Consider the following 14,037-nt stretch of genomic DNA (forward strand, 5'->3'; position numbering starts at 1 on the left):
CTGATGAAGCCGTCGCGGCGTGTCGATCAGAAGTTCCAGTGGAAGCCGAGCATGGCTACCGGATACATGTCGTAGTCCTCGAGTTCGGCCTCCAGCTCCTGCCGCTCGGCTTCCAGGTCAGCCTGGAACTGGGGCACGTCGGCGATCGGCCCGCTGGCGTTGAAACCCACCTGGGGTTCGCCCTGGAACAGCACGCCGAGATCCAGGCTCAGACCGACGGTGTCGAAGATGCGGAAATCCATGCCCACGCCGGCATAGGGCGCGCCGCTATCGAAAGTCACGGCGGCGTTGAGTGTGCCCACCTGGTCGACGGGATAGACGGTGCCGCCGATCTCGATCGTGCTGCCTTCCTGGCTGGTCAGGTTCACCTCGTTGCTGTTCGAGAAGTAGCCGGCCGTCAGACGGAACGGCGTCATCGGTGCCCGCAGGTTCACCGTGGCGTACCACGTGTCCAGATCGAACTCGCCGTCGTAGTTGACGCCGGCCTCGGAGCCGTCGTCGTCGAAGCTGAACCGGTTAAGGCCGCCACGCAGGTCGAGATACGGGACCGGGCGCCAGGTGGCCTCGAGGCCGAGGCCGAGCGTGCCGGCCCGGACGCCGAACCAGAGGTCATCGTCGGCCTGGGCGGGCATTGCCGCGGCGAGGCCGAGCAGTGCGAGGAGAGCGGAAATTTTCAGGGTCTTCATGGTCACTCCGTGCCCGCGTCCGGGCGGGCAATTGAACAGAATAAGCGGAAGGCTATACCGGCTTCCCGATCGCGGGTGTGAGCGGGATCACATCCACGGATGCCCGGGACGGGCCCGGGCAGTAGAATGCGAGCCAGTCCGGGCGGTCCGGCACGGCAGGGAGACAATGATGAGCGAGACGTGGGTACCCCGGAGCGGGGCGATGGACGACCCGGCCAGGCTGCCCGCAGCGGGGCCGGTCACCGCCGCCGAGCGCATCACGGCCATCGACACCCTGCGCGGCGTGGCCGTCCTCGGCATCCTGGTCATGAACGTCTATGCCTTCGCGATGCCATTCGCCGCCTACACGAACCCCCTGATCATGGGCGGCGAGGAGTGGTACAACCTCGGTACCTGGTTCTTCACCCATCTGCTGTTCGATCAGAAGTTCATGACGATCTTCTCGATGCTGTTCGGCGCGGGTGTCGTGCTCATGGCCGGCCGGGCGGAGGAACGCGGGGCCGGCTTCGCCGGTATCTTCTACCGGCGCCAGCTGTGGCTGCTCCTGATCGGCGTGGCCCATGGCTATCTGCTCTGGTTCGGCGATATTCTTTTCCACTACGCACTGGTGGGCATGCTGCTGTATCCGCTGCGTCGCCGGGCGCCGCGCACGCTGATCGTCGTCGCCTGTCTGCTGTTGCCGGTCGCGTTGCTCATGAACTATGCCGGCGCGGAGTATATGGAGCAGGAGCAGGCCGCCACACAGCCCCTGCAGGAGCAACGCGACGCCGGCGAGGCGCTCAGCGCTGAGGATGCGGCGCGGCTGGACGCGGCGGAGGCCATGCGCTCGTTCGTGGCGCCCACGGCCGAGGACGTGCAGGCGGATCTGGAGGCCTACCGTGGCAGCTACGGCGAGATCGTCGAGCATCGCGCACCGATGGTCGCCAGCATGCAGTTCCAGGGCGCGATCGCTTTCGCCCTCTGGCGCGTGGGCGGGCTCATGCTGATCGGCATGGCGCTCATGAAACTCGGGGTGTTCTCGGCCCGGCGCAGCCCGGCTTTCTACCGGCGCATGATGATCGTCGGCTACGGTCTCGGTCTGCCGCTCGCCGCTTTCAGCGGCTGGAATCTCTGGCAACACGAATTCGACGGCCTGTACGCCTTCCGCGTCGGCATGATTCCGAACTATTTCGCCAGCATCCTCGTGGCGTTCGGCCATATCGGACTGGTGATGCGCATGGCGCAGTCCGGCGCCCTTGCCGCGCTCATGCGCCGCTTCGCAGCCGTGGGCCGGATGGCGCTCACCAACTACCTGATGCATTCCCTGATACTCACCACCGTTTTCTACGGTTATGGTCTCGGCCTCTACGGGACCGTCCCGCGGTTTTGGCAGATGGCCTTCGTGGCCGCCGTGATCGGCCTGCAGCTCTGGCTGAGCCCGATCTGGCTGCGCAACTTCCGCTTCGGGCCCGTGGAATGGCTTTGGCGATCACTGACATACTGGCGACGGCAGCCGCTCAAGACCTGACGAGCACACCAACGCGAGGCACGTATGGAGAACAAGTCGCACCTCCGGGGCATCGACGTCCTGCGGGATCCGGATATCAACAAGTCCACCGCGTTTACCGCGGAGGAGCGCGAGCAGCTGGGGCTGCGCGGGCTGCTGCCGCCAGCCATCTCCACCCAGCAGATGCAGATCACGCGGGTGCTGGAGAACCTCCGGCGCCAGTCCAGCGACATCGACCGCTACATCTTCCTGCGCGCACTGCAGGGTCGGAACCGTCGGTTGTTCTACCGCACGGTCATCGACCACATCGAGGAGATCATGCCCATCATCTACACGCCGACCGTGGGTGAGGCCTGTCTCGAGTTCGCACATATCTATCGTCATACCCGTGCGCTGTTCATCACCCCGGAGGGCAAGGGACAGATAGCGAAGCTGCTGGACAACTGGGAGAAGAAAGACATTCGGGTGATCGTGGTGACCGACGGCGAGCGGGTGCTCGGCCTGGGGGATCTCGGCGGCAACGGCGCCGGCATCCCCATCGGCAAACTCTCGCTCTACGTCGCCTGCGCCGGCATCCGCCCCGAGCAGTGCCTGCCGGTGATGCTGGACGTGGGTACCGAGAACGAGACGCTGCTGGACGACCCGCTGTACCTCGGCCTGCGGCGCCGCCGGCTGCGCGGGCCGGAGTACATGGAATTGCTGGAGGAATTCGTCCGCGCCGTGCAGAAGGCGTATCCGGACGCGCTGATCCAGTTCGAGGACTTCGCCACCGAGAATGCGCGCTCGCTGCTGGCACGCTACCGGGACGACGTACTCTGCTTCAACGACGACATTCAGGGGACGGCCGCCGTGGCGCTGGCCGGCGTCATCGCCTCCACCCGGATTACGGACGTCCCGTTCCGGGACCTGAGGGTCATGTTCCTGGGCAAAGGCAGCGCTGCCGCCGGTATCGCTGACCTCATGGTGTCCTCACTGGTGGAGGAGGGTGTGTCCGCGGCGGACGCGCGCAGCCGGATCCGGTTCGTCGACCGCAAGGGCCTCATCACCCGCGAGCGCACCGATATACCGGAAACGCTCGTGGACTACGCTGCCGACAGCGCGCCTGCCGACTTCTTCGGCGCCGTGGAGGAGCACCGCCCCCACGTTCTGATCGGAGCCACCGGAGCGCCGCGGACGTTCACCCGCGAGATCGTCGAGCTGATGACCCGGATCAACCCGCGGCCGGTGATTTTCGCCCTCTCCAATCCCACCTCGCGGGCCGAGTGCACCGCCGAAGAGGCCTATGCATGGAGCAACGGCCGGGCGATCTTCGCCAGTGGCAGCCCCTTCCAGCCGGTGACCTGGGGCGGGCGCTTCTACCGGCCGGGCCAGGGCAACAACGCCTACATATTCCCCGGCATCGGTCTCGGCGCGGTCTTCGCCGGTGCCACGCGCATACCGGATACGATGTTCCTGACCGCCGCCAGAACCCTGGCCGACCTCATCAGCGAGAAAGACCTGGAGGCCGGCACGCTGTATCCGCCGCTCACCCGCATCCGCCAGATATCGGCTGCCATCGCCACCACCGTCGTGGAACGGGCGCTGGAGGACGGCATCGCCCGCCTCGATCCCGTCCCGGAGGATCTCCGCTCGGCGATCGAGGCGACGATGTACGATCCGACTTACTGAAAGGTTTGCGGTACGTTGTCACTCCGGCTTGCGGAGCATGCTACGACCTTCGACGATGACCGCGTAGGCGCCCATTGCATTGAGTGCGTCCTCGGAGATGTCGTTCCGGCGCACGTACTCGCGCAGCTTGCCGTAGGCTCGCGGATCGCCGAGATGGCTGGCGTGGAGCAACCCGGCCATATAGCCGTACGGATTGCCGAACGCCGCTCGTGAGAATTCCGCCATGAGGTAGCCGGCGAACGGCGAATCGCTCTCCGTCAGGAAACTCTTTGCATAGGCCGCCCGGATCAGGGCGTCCCCGTATTCCGGAATGTCCTTCAACCCATCCGGCGATATGCCGGAGCGGAGGTAGCTCTGCCTGAGTTCGCGCACCGCCTGCAGCGTGCGGTCGAGGTAGAGGAACTGCGCCTTCGGGTCGCCGCTGTCGGCGAGCGTGCGCAGGTCCGCCAGTGGCATGTCTGCAGCGGCGAGTATTTCCTCCGGCAGCGGAAACCCTTGCTCCTCCATCCACCCGAATTCTGCCTCGTCGCGGAAGGCGATGGCACCGGTATAGCGGGCATTGAACTCCTCGAGCATTGCCGCCGAGACGGAATCGTATGCGGTCAGCAATTCTTCGAAGTCCGGCGCCCGGGCTGCATGACCTCGCCCGGCCAGCGTGCCGGGCGCCCTTGCGGTTCGGCCCGGGGCCTCTCCGGCAGCAGTCGTGTTGCGCGCCATCGCGGGTTGTGGCTCTTCGCGCCCGTCCATGGGCAATGAAGTCTCGCGCCCGCGTTCGATCGCCGGCGTCTCCGTCACACCGCAGGGAGGTGTCGCCGGATGTTCGTCCGACAAGTGGATTCCTCCGATCACCAACCAGGCGGCGCCCCCCGCGATCGCCAGCCCAAGCAGCACGAAGATATATCGGGACATGATCCATTCTCGCTGATCGTTTTCAGGATTCCTTGCAGTCGTTCGCTTCCATCTCGCGGTGCCATCTCGCGCAGGCACGTTCCTCGCCGGCGGACTCGTAGGCACTCCCGCCCCGCTGGGCAACCGTTCCAAAGTAGATGGCAGCAGTGCTCATGCAAAGGGTGCGGGTTGCGTTTGCCGTATTGCTCTCGCATGCCCTCTGCATGCCGACGTGGAACAGATCGTCGCACTCATACTGGGGCAGCTGTACGCCGTAACATCGGTCATGGGCATCACAGGCCGACTCGAAACTGACCCCCGGAAACGGCTCATCGAGGTCGCCGGTGAACGTGGGCATGCTGACTCCTGCCAGCCGTGCGAGAAGGAAGTCCCGCCAGCCGCCCACGCCGCAGCCGTTCGGTTGCCAGTATCGGTCGAAGCCCGGCACCGACGGCGCACTGGACGCAGAACACCCTTCCGGCCTCGACTCCTCCAATCTGTCACAGAGCTGCTCCGTCGAGACCGCCAGCGTATAGGCCGACGTTTCGTCGAGACCCGAGGGCTGATTCAGCACCAGGTAGATATCCATCTGGTAATCCTCCCTGAGAGAATCCAGCAGCGGACCGCAGCCTTTCCCGGTGCACAGTATGCTGTCGTCCAGGATTCTCTCGCCGTACAGTTCCATCGGATCTCCTTCATACGGCGGCAGGATGGGATCCGCAACCCCGCCGCGGCTACCCACGCACAGCGCGATGAACGCGCAGAACATTATCAGTCTCTTCATGGCCTCACCTCCCTGTGAAGCAATGGTTGAACCACGGGACAGCAGTCTGCGCGCGACAGGCGCGGCGAGCCTGCGGCATTTCACGGCGATCCCGCGAGTTTCCGGCTGGTGAGGGCGCAGGCATACTCGCTGCATGGGCGAGCAGGCCACTGCAGGGGAGGGCGGCGTCTGGCAGGTCTACCTGCTGCGCTGCGCCGACGGGACGCTGTACACGGGGATCACCACGGATCTCGCGCGCCGCGTCGCCGAGCACAACGCGGGCCGGGGCGCGCGCTATACCCGCAGCCGACTGCCCGCCGAGCTGGTCTATGCGGAGTGTGCCGCCGACCGTTCCGCGGCCCAGCGACGCGAGTACGCCATCCGCCGGCTGCCTGCGGCCGCGAAGCGTCGGCTCCTGGGCGGAGACAGTGATGGCTGAGCCGGTTGCGCCCCGACGGCTTCTCCTATAAGTTCAACGCTCGTTGAAATCCGCAACCGGGGGAGCGGGCCGTGTTTGCATGGCTGTTATTCATCGCCTACCTGCTGGCCACGGCGTGGCTCGGCTGGCGGGGTTACAAGCGCACGACGGATTTCGGCGCGTTTGCCATCGGCAGGGGCGACCTCAGCCCGGTGGTGGTCGGCGTCACGCTGGCGGCCAGCACCGCCTCGGCGGCGACGTTCATCATCAACCCGGGCTTCATCTACGTGGACGGCCTGTCGGCGTTCATCCACATGGTCCCCGGCACCGGGCTCGGCATCCTCACGATGCTGTATCTGCTGTCATTCAAGTTCCGGCGCTTCGGCGCCGAGGCGAAGGCGCTCACCATCCCCGACTGGGTGGGCAAGCGTTACAAGGCACCCGGTTTCGCGCTGTACTTCTCTTTCCTGAACCTGCTGTCGTTCGCCTTCGTGGTCCTGCTGGTCGGCGGCATCTCCATCGTCATGCAGCGCCTGCTCGGCGTCTCGAACGTCAGCGCCCTGGTGATCACGCTGTCTTTCGTCACCGGCTACGTGTTTATCGGCGGCGCTTACGCCCACGTGCTCACCAACATGCTGCAGGGATCACTGATGATCCTCGTGACGCTGGTGGTGATCGGCTCGGGTATCGCGATCATCCTGGCGGAGCCCGGCTCGGTGGCGGAGCGTCTCGCCGCTGCGGATCCGGACCTGCTCGTGCCGGTGAATACCGGCGGGCAGCTGTTCAACGATACCTTCTCGGTCTACATCGCCGGCTTCGTGATAGGTGCGGTGCTCGCCTGCCAGCCCCACATACTCACCAAGGCGCTGTACGTGAAGACCGACGAGGCCGTGCACCGTTATCTGCTGGTGTTCGCGGCGGTGTTCTTCCTGTTCCTGCTGCTCGCGAGCGTCGGATTCCTGGCCCATCTGGTGGTACCGGAGGGTGCGCTCATCGACGAGACCACCGGCGCGTTCCGTCAGGACCTGGTGATGACCGTGTATCTGCAGACGGTGTTCCCCGACTGGGTGTTCACCATCATCAGCGTGGTGCTGCTGGCCGCGGCCATGTCCACGCTGGACGGACTGCTGGTGTCACTGTCGACGATCACGGCGAACGACCTGGTCCTGAACCTGGTGGACCGTTACTCGCCCCGGGAGCGCACGCCGGAGGAGCGCATGCGTCTCGGCATGCGGGCCAGTCACGTGGTGCTGGTCGCGATCGCCGTGGCGGCCTTCATCGTCAACCTGGATCCGCCGCGGCTGCTGGGCATATTCGGCCAGGTGGGCGTCTACGGTCTGGCCGTGGCGGCCGCTCCACCGCTGCTGGCGGGCGTGCTGTTCCGCGACATGCCGTTGAGCCTGCTGTGGCTGGCCTCGGCCGGCGCGCTGGTGGTGCACATCGGGCTGTATCTCTACGGCAGCGTGCTGCTGCCCTGGGTGGATCTCACCTTCGCCAATCCCGGCGTCACCGGCACCCTGGGCGGGATCGTCGGCATCGCGCCGGTGTTGGTGATTGGCTGGTGGCTGAACCGAAAGACCCTGTAGGAGGGCCTTCAGGCCCGATCACCAATGGGCATGTAGGAGGGGCTTTAGCCCCGATTCATTAATTGAAATCGGGCCTGAAGGCCCTCCTACATCGTGGCGAACATGCGCTGTACGTACCAGCGGTCGAAGGCGTGCACGCCGCTCTCGCTGGGGTGGTACGGGCCGGGTACGTGGGCGCTGGAGGCCAGACCCCGGTGGGCGTTCTCGCAGAGCGCCCAGTCCTGGCGATTGGTCATGTCCCAGAAGTCGATCGCATCGGTGGCGTCGAAGTCGGGGTGTTCCATCTGCGCGGGTGAGCAGAACCACTCGGTCTCTATGTAGACCGAGTCCGGTCCCCGCGGCCACAGGTAGTGGGCCATGACGTAGTCGGGCGCCAGGCTGAACAGGAAGTTCGGGTACAGATTCAGGTACTGCACCATGCGCTTCTCCTGCTCGGAGATGCCCGGCAACGGCGGGTTCGCGGTGACGCCGGAGACGGTCAGTGTATTGCAGCCGTCCTTGATTCCCATGGGACCGCCATTGAAGTTGCGGCCGACGAAGTCGTAGTCGGGCAGTTCGCCGTAGGTGCTCACGCGATGCAGGGCGGGGTGCGCCAGCGAGCAGTGGTAGCACTCGTTGTAGTTTTCGCAGATCAGCTTCCAGTTCGCGGCGACCTCGTAGTCGTGGCGTCCCACCCGCACGAGCCCGGCCGTATCGTAGCCGGACAGGTCGGGGAATTCGGCGTAGGCGTCGGCCAGCGGTTCGGCGTCGGGGTCCAGGTTGATGAACAGGAATCCGTCAAGGATCTCCAGGCGCACCTCGCGCAGCGGGAACCGGGCGCGATCGAAGTCCGCCGCCTCGTCCATGCCGGGGGCGGCGACCAGCGAACCGTCCAGGCCATAGGCCCAGTTGTGGTACGGGCAGCGGAACATCCGGCAGTTGCCGCCGCCGGAGGTGAGCCGGGTACCACGGTGACGGCAGAAGTTGTGCCAGGCGCGTGGTCGCCCGTCGCCGTCGGCGGCGACGATCACGGACTCCGGCCCGACGTCGACCACGAAGAAGTCACCGGGCGAGGATAGCCGTGTGTGATGGCCCGCCACCAGCCACATGCGGCGGAAGATCTCCTCGAGTTCGCGTTCGTACAGCGAACGGTCGTGAAATATCCAGCCTGGCGGCGTCAGCGCCTTGCCGAACTCGCGGTCCGTCGCGCCTATGTCCTGTTCCCGGGAGACAGTCGCCATGATCAGCCCCGCAATCGGTCTGCAAGTCGCGCCATTATCGCGGAGGCGTGACACCGGCGCCACCGGCGGCGGCTTTCCCGCGCGTGCTAACATCGCCGCGATGTCGTTGTGGTGGGGGAGAAGAAGAATCAGAAAACCGCTCGCGCTACTGACGTTTTTCGCGCTGTCTTCTTCGACGCTGCCTTCCTGCGCGATGGCCGAGGCCAGACTGGAGCCGCCCCGCGTGGCGCTCGCCGGCATCGCTTTCGACGTGACCGTGGAGGGGGCGCCCGCCGGTGCCCGCCTGGAGCTGGACGCAGGCCCGCTGCGCTTCGAGTCCGTCGCGGACCCCGAGGGCGGTGCGGTCTTCAGCGACGTGCTGGTGGACGATCCTCAGGCACTGGATCTGGCCGTGTACGAGCTGTCCGTGGTGCCGCCACGGCCGCTGGCCGAAGCGGCGCTGCGGGTGATCCCGGGCTGGCTGTCCATCCTGCCGCCGCTGCTCGCCATCTTCCTCGCGCTGGCCCTGCGCAGCGTCATCCCGTCGCTGATGCTGGGCATCTGGTTCGGCGCTACCACGCTCATCTCGCTGAGCCCGACCGGCGCTTTTCGCGGCCTGCTCGAGGCCTTCCAGGTGCACGTGGCCGGGGCGCTGGCCAACAGCGATCACGCGATGATCATCCTGTTCAGCCTGATGATCGGCGGCATGGTCGGGATCGTCACCCGTAACGGCGGCATGCACGGCGTGGTGCGGCTGATCATGCGCAAGGCCACGGACCGGATCAGCGGTCAGGTCTCCGTCTGGCTTATGGGTATCGCCATCTTCTTCGACGACTACGGCAACTCGCTGGTGGTCGGCAACACCGCCCGCTCCGTGACCGACCGCCTGCGTATCTCCCGCGAGAAGCTCGCCTACATCGTGGATTCCACGGCGGCCCCCATTACCTGTGTGGCGCTCGCCACCACCTGGATCGGCTACGAGGTGGGGCTGATCGGCGATGCGCTGAAGAGCATTCCCGAGTTCACGCAGAATCCCTATTCGGTCTTCCTGAGCACTATCCCCTATAACTTCTATCCGCTGTTCGCGCTGTTCTTCGTCTTCCTCGTGGCCATCACGGGGCGGGACTTCGGCGCCATGCATGCCGCGGAGGTGCGCGCCCGCGGCGGTCGGGTGCGCTCCGAGGCCTCGGAGGCATCCAGCAGCGAGGGCCTGGAGGAGCTGGAGCCGAAGGAGGATGCGCCGGTCCGCGCCGTCAACGCGGTATTGCCCATCCTGGTGCTCATCGGCACGTTGCTGGCCGCTCTGCTGATCACCGGCGAGGGCGAGACGCTGCCCCAGATCATCGGCAGCGCGGATCCCTACAAGTCACTGATGTGGGCGTCTCTGCTGGGCGTGGTGGTGGCGGCCGTCCTGTCGCTCGGGCAGCGCATACTGGATCTGGAGGAAGTCATCGACGCCTGGTATACGGGCGTGCGTTCCATGCTGTTTGCCATGATCATCCTGGTGCTGGCCTGGGCGCTGGCCGGCATCGCCGGCGAACTGCACACCGCGGATTACCTGGTCAGCCTGCTCGGCGACTCCCTGCCGCCGGCGGTGCTGCCGGCGCTCATATTCGTGCTCTCGGCGCTGACCGCCTTCAGCACGGGCACGAGCTGGGGGACCATGGGCATCCTCATGCCGCTGATCATCCCGCTGACCTGGGCGGTGATGTCCGCGGCGGGCATGACCGGGCCCGAATACCACGGCATCCTGTATTCGGCCATCGCCTGCAATCTGGCAGGCGCGGTCTGGGGCGATCACTGCTCGCCGATCTCCGATACCACCATCCTCTCGTCCATGGCGAGCGGCTGTGACCACATCGAGCACGTGCGCACCCAGCTTCCCTATGCCATGGCCGTCGGCCTCGTCGCGCTGCTGGTCGGGACGTTACCGACCGGTTACGGGCTGCCCTGGTGGGTGGCGCTCCCGGCGGGTGCGTTCGTGCTTTATCTCGTCATCCGCTTCCTGGGTCGGCGGCCGGAAGACGCCGAGCCGTCCTCGCCGGGGTCGCCCGGGTCGGGCTGAGTCCTGTCCCCCTGCGGCGCATGGATGGCGTTCCGCGGCAGGATGGATAAACTAGGGCGGTGCCCCGGCGGCGTCCGGGGCGGATGGCGGGGGAACAGCCATGGCCACGATTCCACGCGATACCCTGCGGCTGAAGTCCGGCGAAGCCGTCGATGCCCAGGGCATCATGACCGATCGGGACTTCCAGTTCCTGATCGCCTCGCTGCTCGTGCGCATCGCGAAGACCGACGGCACGATCTCGACTGCCGAGACCTCGCAGATGCTCGCCATCACCGAGAGCCACTTCCGCCTGAGCAGTGCCGAGGCGCTGGAGTTGCTGACGAACGCATTGACCGAGGCGCCGGAACCCGAGGAACTCGAAGCCCAGCTGCGGGCGCTCCGGAACCTGCTGGATCCATCGGAGAAGGAAGAGGTGGCCATGCTGATGCTGGAGCTGATCGCAGCGGACGGCCGCCGCGAATCGGCGGAACTCGATGTCCTGCACTATGCCGCGGAAGTGCTCGAGATCCCGCCGGAGGTCATGCACTCGGCGTACGAGCGGTTCTTCGAAAAATAGCTGTAGGAGGGCCTTCAGGCCCGACCGCGCTCTGCCAGCCTCGACTCCGCGTTCTATCAACATTGGCCCACCCGCTGACGGGCCCGTAGCCGAGAGGAATGGCACGAGTCAGCAGGCGCCGCTGACCGGCAGCGCCTCCACGCCACCGCGAGCACGGCCGTCATGCGGGGGTATCCATCGCCGCGACCTTTTGTCGGGAGCAAGATGGATACCCCCGCATGACGGCCACAATAGAAGGGGACCGCGCAGGAAGGATCGGGCCTGAAGGCCCTCCTACGTGTTATTCGGCGGGAGAGAGCTTCAGGAGCTTGCCGTTGCGCTCGTCGGTGAGGAGCCGGAGCAGGCCGTCGGGGCCCTCGGCCACCGCGCGGATGCGGCCGTAGGCATCGTCGAGCATGCGTTCCTCTGCCACCACCTCGTCGCCGTTCAGGGTCAGGCGCACGAGCAGGCCGAATTTCAGCGAGCCCACGAACAGGTCGCCTTTCCATGCCGGGAAGGCGTCGCCGTCGTAGAAGGCCATGCCCGAGGGGGCGATGGAGGGCACCCAGGTGTGGACGGGCTGGGCCATGCCGGCTTTCTCCTCGCCCTCGCCGATCTTCGTGCCGATGCCGTAGTTGCGCCCGTAGGTGATGACGGGCCAGCCGTAGTTCACGCCGGCGCGCATCAGGTTCACTTCGTCGCCGCCCTGGGGGCCGTGCTCGTGGGTCCAGATCTGCCCGTTGGCGCGGAGGGCCATGCCCTGCATGTTGCGGTTGCCGTAGGTCCAGATTTCCGGCTGCGCGCCGTCGCGGCCGACGAACGGGTTGTCTGCGGGCACACTGCCGTCCGGGTTCAGCCGCAGCAGGGAGCCGTTATGGGAAGCGAGGTCCTGGGCGGAGGGGCGGTCGCCACGGTCGCCGAGCGCCACGTAGAGCTTGCCGTCCGGCCCGAACAGCAGCCGGGAGCCGAAATGCCGCTTGCCGTCCGCCTTCGGCACGCCGCGGAAGATCACTTCAACGTCGGTGAGGGCGTCGCCCTCCAGCCGGCCTCGCAGCACCTCCGTGCTGTAGCCGTCGTCGCCTCGTCCCGCGTAGGAGAGATAAACGGTCCGGTTGGCCGGGAAGTCCGGATGCAGGGCCACGTCCAGCAGGCCGCCCTGACCGTGCTGGTCGATGGGCGGCAGACCCGCGACGGGCTCGGGCAACAGCGTACCGTCGCGCACCACGCGCAGGTTGCCGCGGCGCTCGGTGACCAGGATATCTCCGCCCGGAACAAACGCGAGCCCCCAGGGATGGCTCAGGCCGTCGGTGACGACAGAGACCTCGACGTCGTGTTGCTCCGTCCCGAATCGCTCCGCTCTTCCCTCGGCAGCCACAACGACCAACAGAACGGCCGCAAAAATCGACCATACGGACACCCGCAGCATGGAATCTCTCCCTCTCCTTGTTCGTCTTCTAGTCGACCTTGCTCACGGCGATGCGTTCCGCGCGCCGCCGTCCCGCTGCGAGGACGCGCAGTCGGTAGCCGCGCCATTCTACCTCGTCGCCCACCTCCGGCAGACGGCCGAGCAGCGTGCTGACCAGTCCGCCGGCGGTCACGACGTCCGCCTCCGGTTCCCAGCGCAGGCCGAGCTGACTGCAGAGTTTGCGCAGATCCACGGTACCGAGCGCCTGGAGCGTGCCGTCGGGCTGGCGCCAGATCTCCTCCGTCGGCCGGTCCGTCTCGTCGTAGATCTCGCCGACGATCTCCTCCAGCAGGTCCTCGTTGGTGACGATGCCGAGGAAGGTGCCGTATTCGTCCACCACCAGCGCCATGTGGGTGCGGGTCTCCTGGAAGGCCAGCAGCAGCGAGTTCACGGGCTTGGTCTCCGGCACGATCAGCGGCTCGCGCACCAGCGATTCCCAGTCCACGTCCTCGTGCTCGTGTTCCTGCAGATGGATCAGCAGTTCCTTGGCCAGCACGATGCCGGCGGCCTGGTCGAGGTCCTCGGTGGGCGACCAGGGGAAACGGCTGAAGCGCTCCTCTTTCAGCGTCTGCAGGAGTTCCTGCCGGCTCATGGTGCCGGACAGGAAACGCACGGAGGCGCGCGGCACCATGACGTCCACGGCGCGGAGCTGGCGCAGATGCGTGGCGCCTACGATCATCGACGCCGTGCGCAGGCCCACACTGCCCTCCCGGCGCCCGAGCGAGGCGAGCAGGCGTATCTCCTCCACCGATGTGATGGGCATCTCCTCGCCGCCGCCGCGCAGGGCCCGGGACAGCATGCCGCTTACCGCCACCAGCGGCTTCAGCGCCACGGTGAAAGCCTGTATGCCGAAGGCGACCGGCGTCGCGAGCAGATCGGAATACGTGACACCCACCGTTTTCGGGATGATCTCCGTGAACAGCAGCACGGCGATGGTGAAGACGATGGTGAAGATCCACAGCGTCTGCGGGTCGAACACGTTGGAGTAGCTCGCGCCGGCCACTGACGCGCCCACCGTGTGCGCGACGGTATTGACGATCAGGATGGCCGCGATCGGCGTGTCGATGTCCCGCTTGAAACGCCGCAGCAGCCGGCCCGAGCGCTTGCCGCTCTGGGCCAGCTCCTCGACCCGCGAGTAGCGCACCGAGAGCAGCACCGACTCGAAGATGGAGCAAAGGAAGGAGAAGACGAGAGCCACCGAGACGGCGACGACAAAGACGAGCATGGAAATCCCTCGAAGGTTAAATCCCTATGCAGGAGGGGCTTTAGCCCCGATTC

Annotated in this window: 12 protein-coding genes; 6 read left to right on the plus strand and 6 right to left on the minus strand. The window is 66.2% G+C overall.

Annotation, left to right across the window (positions count from 1 at the left end):
* Nucleotides 1-26 precede the first annotated feature (26 nt).
* On the minus strand, nt 27-686 hold the full coding sequence (locus ACJMKX_RS17745; RefSeq protein WP_405228341.1) for a hypothetical protein: 660 nt from the start codon (nt 684-686) through the stop codon (nt 27-29).
* Nucleotides 687-852: 166 nt separating this feature from the next.
* Here ACJMKX_RS17745 and ACJMKX_RS17750 point away from each other — a divergent pair, with 166 nt between their 5' ends.
* Both ACJMKX_RS17750 and ACJMKX_RS17755 read left to right on the plus strand, forming a co-directional pair.
* Nucleotides 853-2,193, plus strand: coding sequence for a DUF418 domain-containing protein (locus ACJMKX_RS17750; RefSeq protein WP_405228343.1), 1,341 nt, complete (start codon nt 853-855; stop codon nt 2,191-2,193).
* A gap of 24 nt (nt 2,194-2,217) precedes the next feature.
* Nucleotides 2,218-3,840 carry an NAD-dependent malic enzyme gene (locus ACJMKX_RS17755; RefSeq protein ID WP_405228345.1) on the plus strand — a complete coding sequence of 541 codons (1,623 nt, stop codon included), beginning with the start codon at nt 2,218-2,220 and terminating at the stop codon, nt 3,838-3,840.
* Between the two features lie 18 nt (nt 3,841-3,858).
* On the opposite strand, the gene ACJMKX_RS17760 is transcribed toward ACJMKX_RS17755, so the two are convergent.
* On the minus strand, nt 3,859-4,749 hold the full coding sequence (locus ACJMKX_RS17760) for a hypothetical protein (RefSeq protein ID WP_405228347.1): 891 nt from the start codon (nt 4,747-4,749) through the stop codon (nt 3,859-3,861).
* A 22-nt stretch (nt 4,750-4,771) separates the two neighbouring features.
* A complete protein-coding gene (locus ACJMKX_RS17765; RefSeq protein ID WP_405228349.1) occupies nt 4,772-5,512 on the minus strand; it encodes a hypothetical protein in 741 nt (246 codons plus the stop codon).
* A gap of 133 nt (nt 5,513-5,645) precedes the next feature.
* Between ACJMKX_RS17765 and ACJMKX_RS17770 the strand changes: the two genes are divergently transcribed.
* Both ACJMKX_RS17770 and ACJMKX_RS17775 read left to right on the plus strand, forming a co-directional pair.
* Nucleotides 5,646-5,930, plus strand: coding sequence for a GIY-YIG nuclease family protein (locus tag ACJMKX_RS17770; RefSeq protein WP_405228352.1), 285 nt, complete (start codon nt 5,646-5,648; stop codon nt 5,928-5,930).
* Between the two features lie 71 nt (nt 5,931-6,001).
* Nucleotides 6,002-7,495 (plus strand): sodium:solute symporter family transporter, encoded by a 1,494-nt coding sequence (locus ACJMKX_RS17775; protein ID WP_405228355.1) that lies wholly within the window; start codon nt 6,002-6,004, stop codon nt 7,493-7,495.
* Between the two features lie 86 nt (nt 7,496-7,581).
* Here ACJMKX_RS17775 and ACJMKX_RS17780 read toward each other — a convergent pair whose 3' ends face one another.
* A complete protein-coding gene (locus ACJMKX_RS17780) occupies nt 7,582-8,715 on the minus strand; it encodes an aromatic ring-hydroxylating oxygenase subunit alpha (RefSeq protein ID WP_405228358.1) in 1,134 nt (377 codons plus the stop codon).
* A 193-nt stretch (nt 8,716-8,908) separates the two neighbouring features.
* Here ACJMKX_RS17780 and ACJMKX_RS17785 point away from each other — a divergent pair, with 193 nt between their 5' ends.
* Complete coding sequence (locus tag ACJMKX_RS17785; protein ID WP_405228360.1) at nt 8,909-10,759, plus strand: Na+/H+ antiporter NhaC family protein; 1,851 nt, start codon at nt 8,909-8,911, stop codon at nt 10,757-10,759.
* A gap of 100 nt (nt 10,760-10,859) precedes the next feature.
* On the plus strand, nt 10,860-11,315 hold the full coding sequence (locus ACJMKX_RS17790) for a tellurite resistance TerB family protein (RefSeq protein WP_405228362.1): 456 nt from the start codon (nt 10,860-10,862) through the stop codon (nt 11,313-11,315).
* 280 nt (nt 11,316-11,595) lie between these two features.
* On the opposite strand, the gene ACJMKX_RS17795 is transcribed toward ACJMKX_RS17790, so the two are convergent.
* Both ACJMKX_RS17795 and ACJMKX_RS17800 read right to left on the minus strand, forming a co-directional pair.
* Nucleotides 11,596-12,720, minus strand: a complete 1,125-nt coding sequence (locus ACJMKX_RS17795; protein WP_405228364.1) for a PQQ-dependent sugar dehydrogenase — start codon at nt 12,718-12,720, stop codon at nt 11,596-11,598.
* A gap of 28 nt (nt 12,721-12,748) precedes the next feature.
* Complete coding sequence (locus ACJMKX_RS17800; protein WP_405228366.1) at nt 12,749-13,984, minus strand: hemolysin family protein; 1,236 nt, start codon at nt 13,982-13,984, stop codon at nt 12,749-12,751.
* Nucleotides 13,985-14,037 lie beyond the last annotated feature (53 nt).

This window comes from Lentisalinibacter sediminis (genome assembly GCF_040706615.1).
In the GTDB taxonomy this organism is placed as follows: domain Bacteria; phylum Pseudomonadota; class Gammaproteobacteria; order Steroidobacterales; family Woeseiaceae; genus Lentisalinibacter; species Lentisalinibacter sediminis.

What these genes read in the sequence shown, in the direction of transcription:
- ACJMKX_RS17745 (WP_405228341.1), bottom strand. Translation starts at nt 686, where the DNA reads ATGAAGACCCTGAAAATTTCCGCTCTCCTCGCACTGCTCGGCCTCGCC.
- ACJMKX_RS17750 (WP_405228343.1), top strand. Translation starts at nt 853, where the DNA reads ATGATGAGCGAGACGTGGGTACCCCGGAGCGGGGCGATGGACGACCCG.
- ACJMKX_RS17755 (WP_405228345.1), top strand. Translation starts at nt 2,218, where the DNA reads ATGGAGAACAAGTCGCACCTCCGGGGCATCGACGTCCTGCGGGATCCG.
- ACJMKX_RS17760 (WP_405228347.1), bottom strand. Translation starts at nt 4,749, where the DNA reads ATGTCCCGATATATCTTCGTGCTGCTTGGGCTGGCGATCGCGGGGGGC.
- ACJMKX_RS17765 (WP_405228349.1), bottom strand. Translation starts at nt 5,512, where the DNA reads ATGAAGAGACTGATAATGTTCTGCGCGTTCATCGCGCTGTGCGTGGGT.
- ACJMKX_RS17770 (WP_405228352.1), top strand. Translation starts at nt 5,646, where the DNA reads ATGGGCGAGCAGGCCACTGCAGGGGAGGGCGGCGTCTGGCAGGTCTAC.
- ACJMKX_RS17780 (WP_405228358.1), bottom strand. Translation starts at nt 8,715, where the DNA reads ATGGCGACTGTCTCCCGGGAACAGGACATAGGCGCGACGGACCGCGAG.
- ACJMKX_RS17785 (WP_405228360.1), top strand. Translation starts at nt 8,909, where the DNA reads ATGGCCGAGGCCAGACTGGAGCCGCCCCGCGTGGCGCTCGCCGGCATC.
- ACJMKX_RS17790 (WP_405228362.1), top strand. Translation starts at nt 10,860, where the DNA reads ATGGCCACGATTCCACGCGATACCCTGCGGCTGAAGTCCGGCGAAGCC.
- ACJMKX_RS17795 (WP_405228364.1), bottom strand. Translation starts at nt 12,720, where the DNA reads ATGCTGCGGGTGTCCGTATGGTCGATTTTTGCGGCCGTTCTGTTGGTC.
- ACJMKX_RS17800 (WP_405228366.1), bottom strand. Translation starts at nt 13,984, where the DNA reads ATGCTCGTCTTTGTCGTCGCCGTCTCGGTGGCTCTCGTCTTCTCCTTC.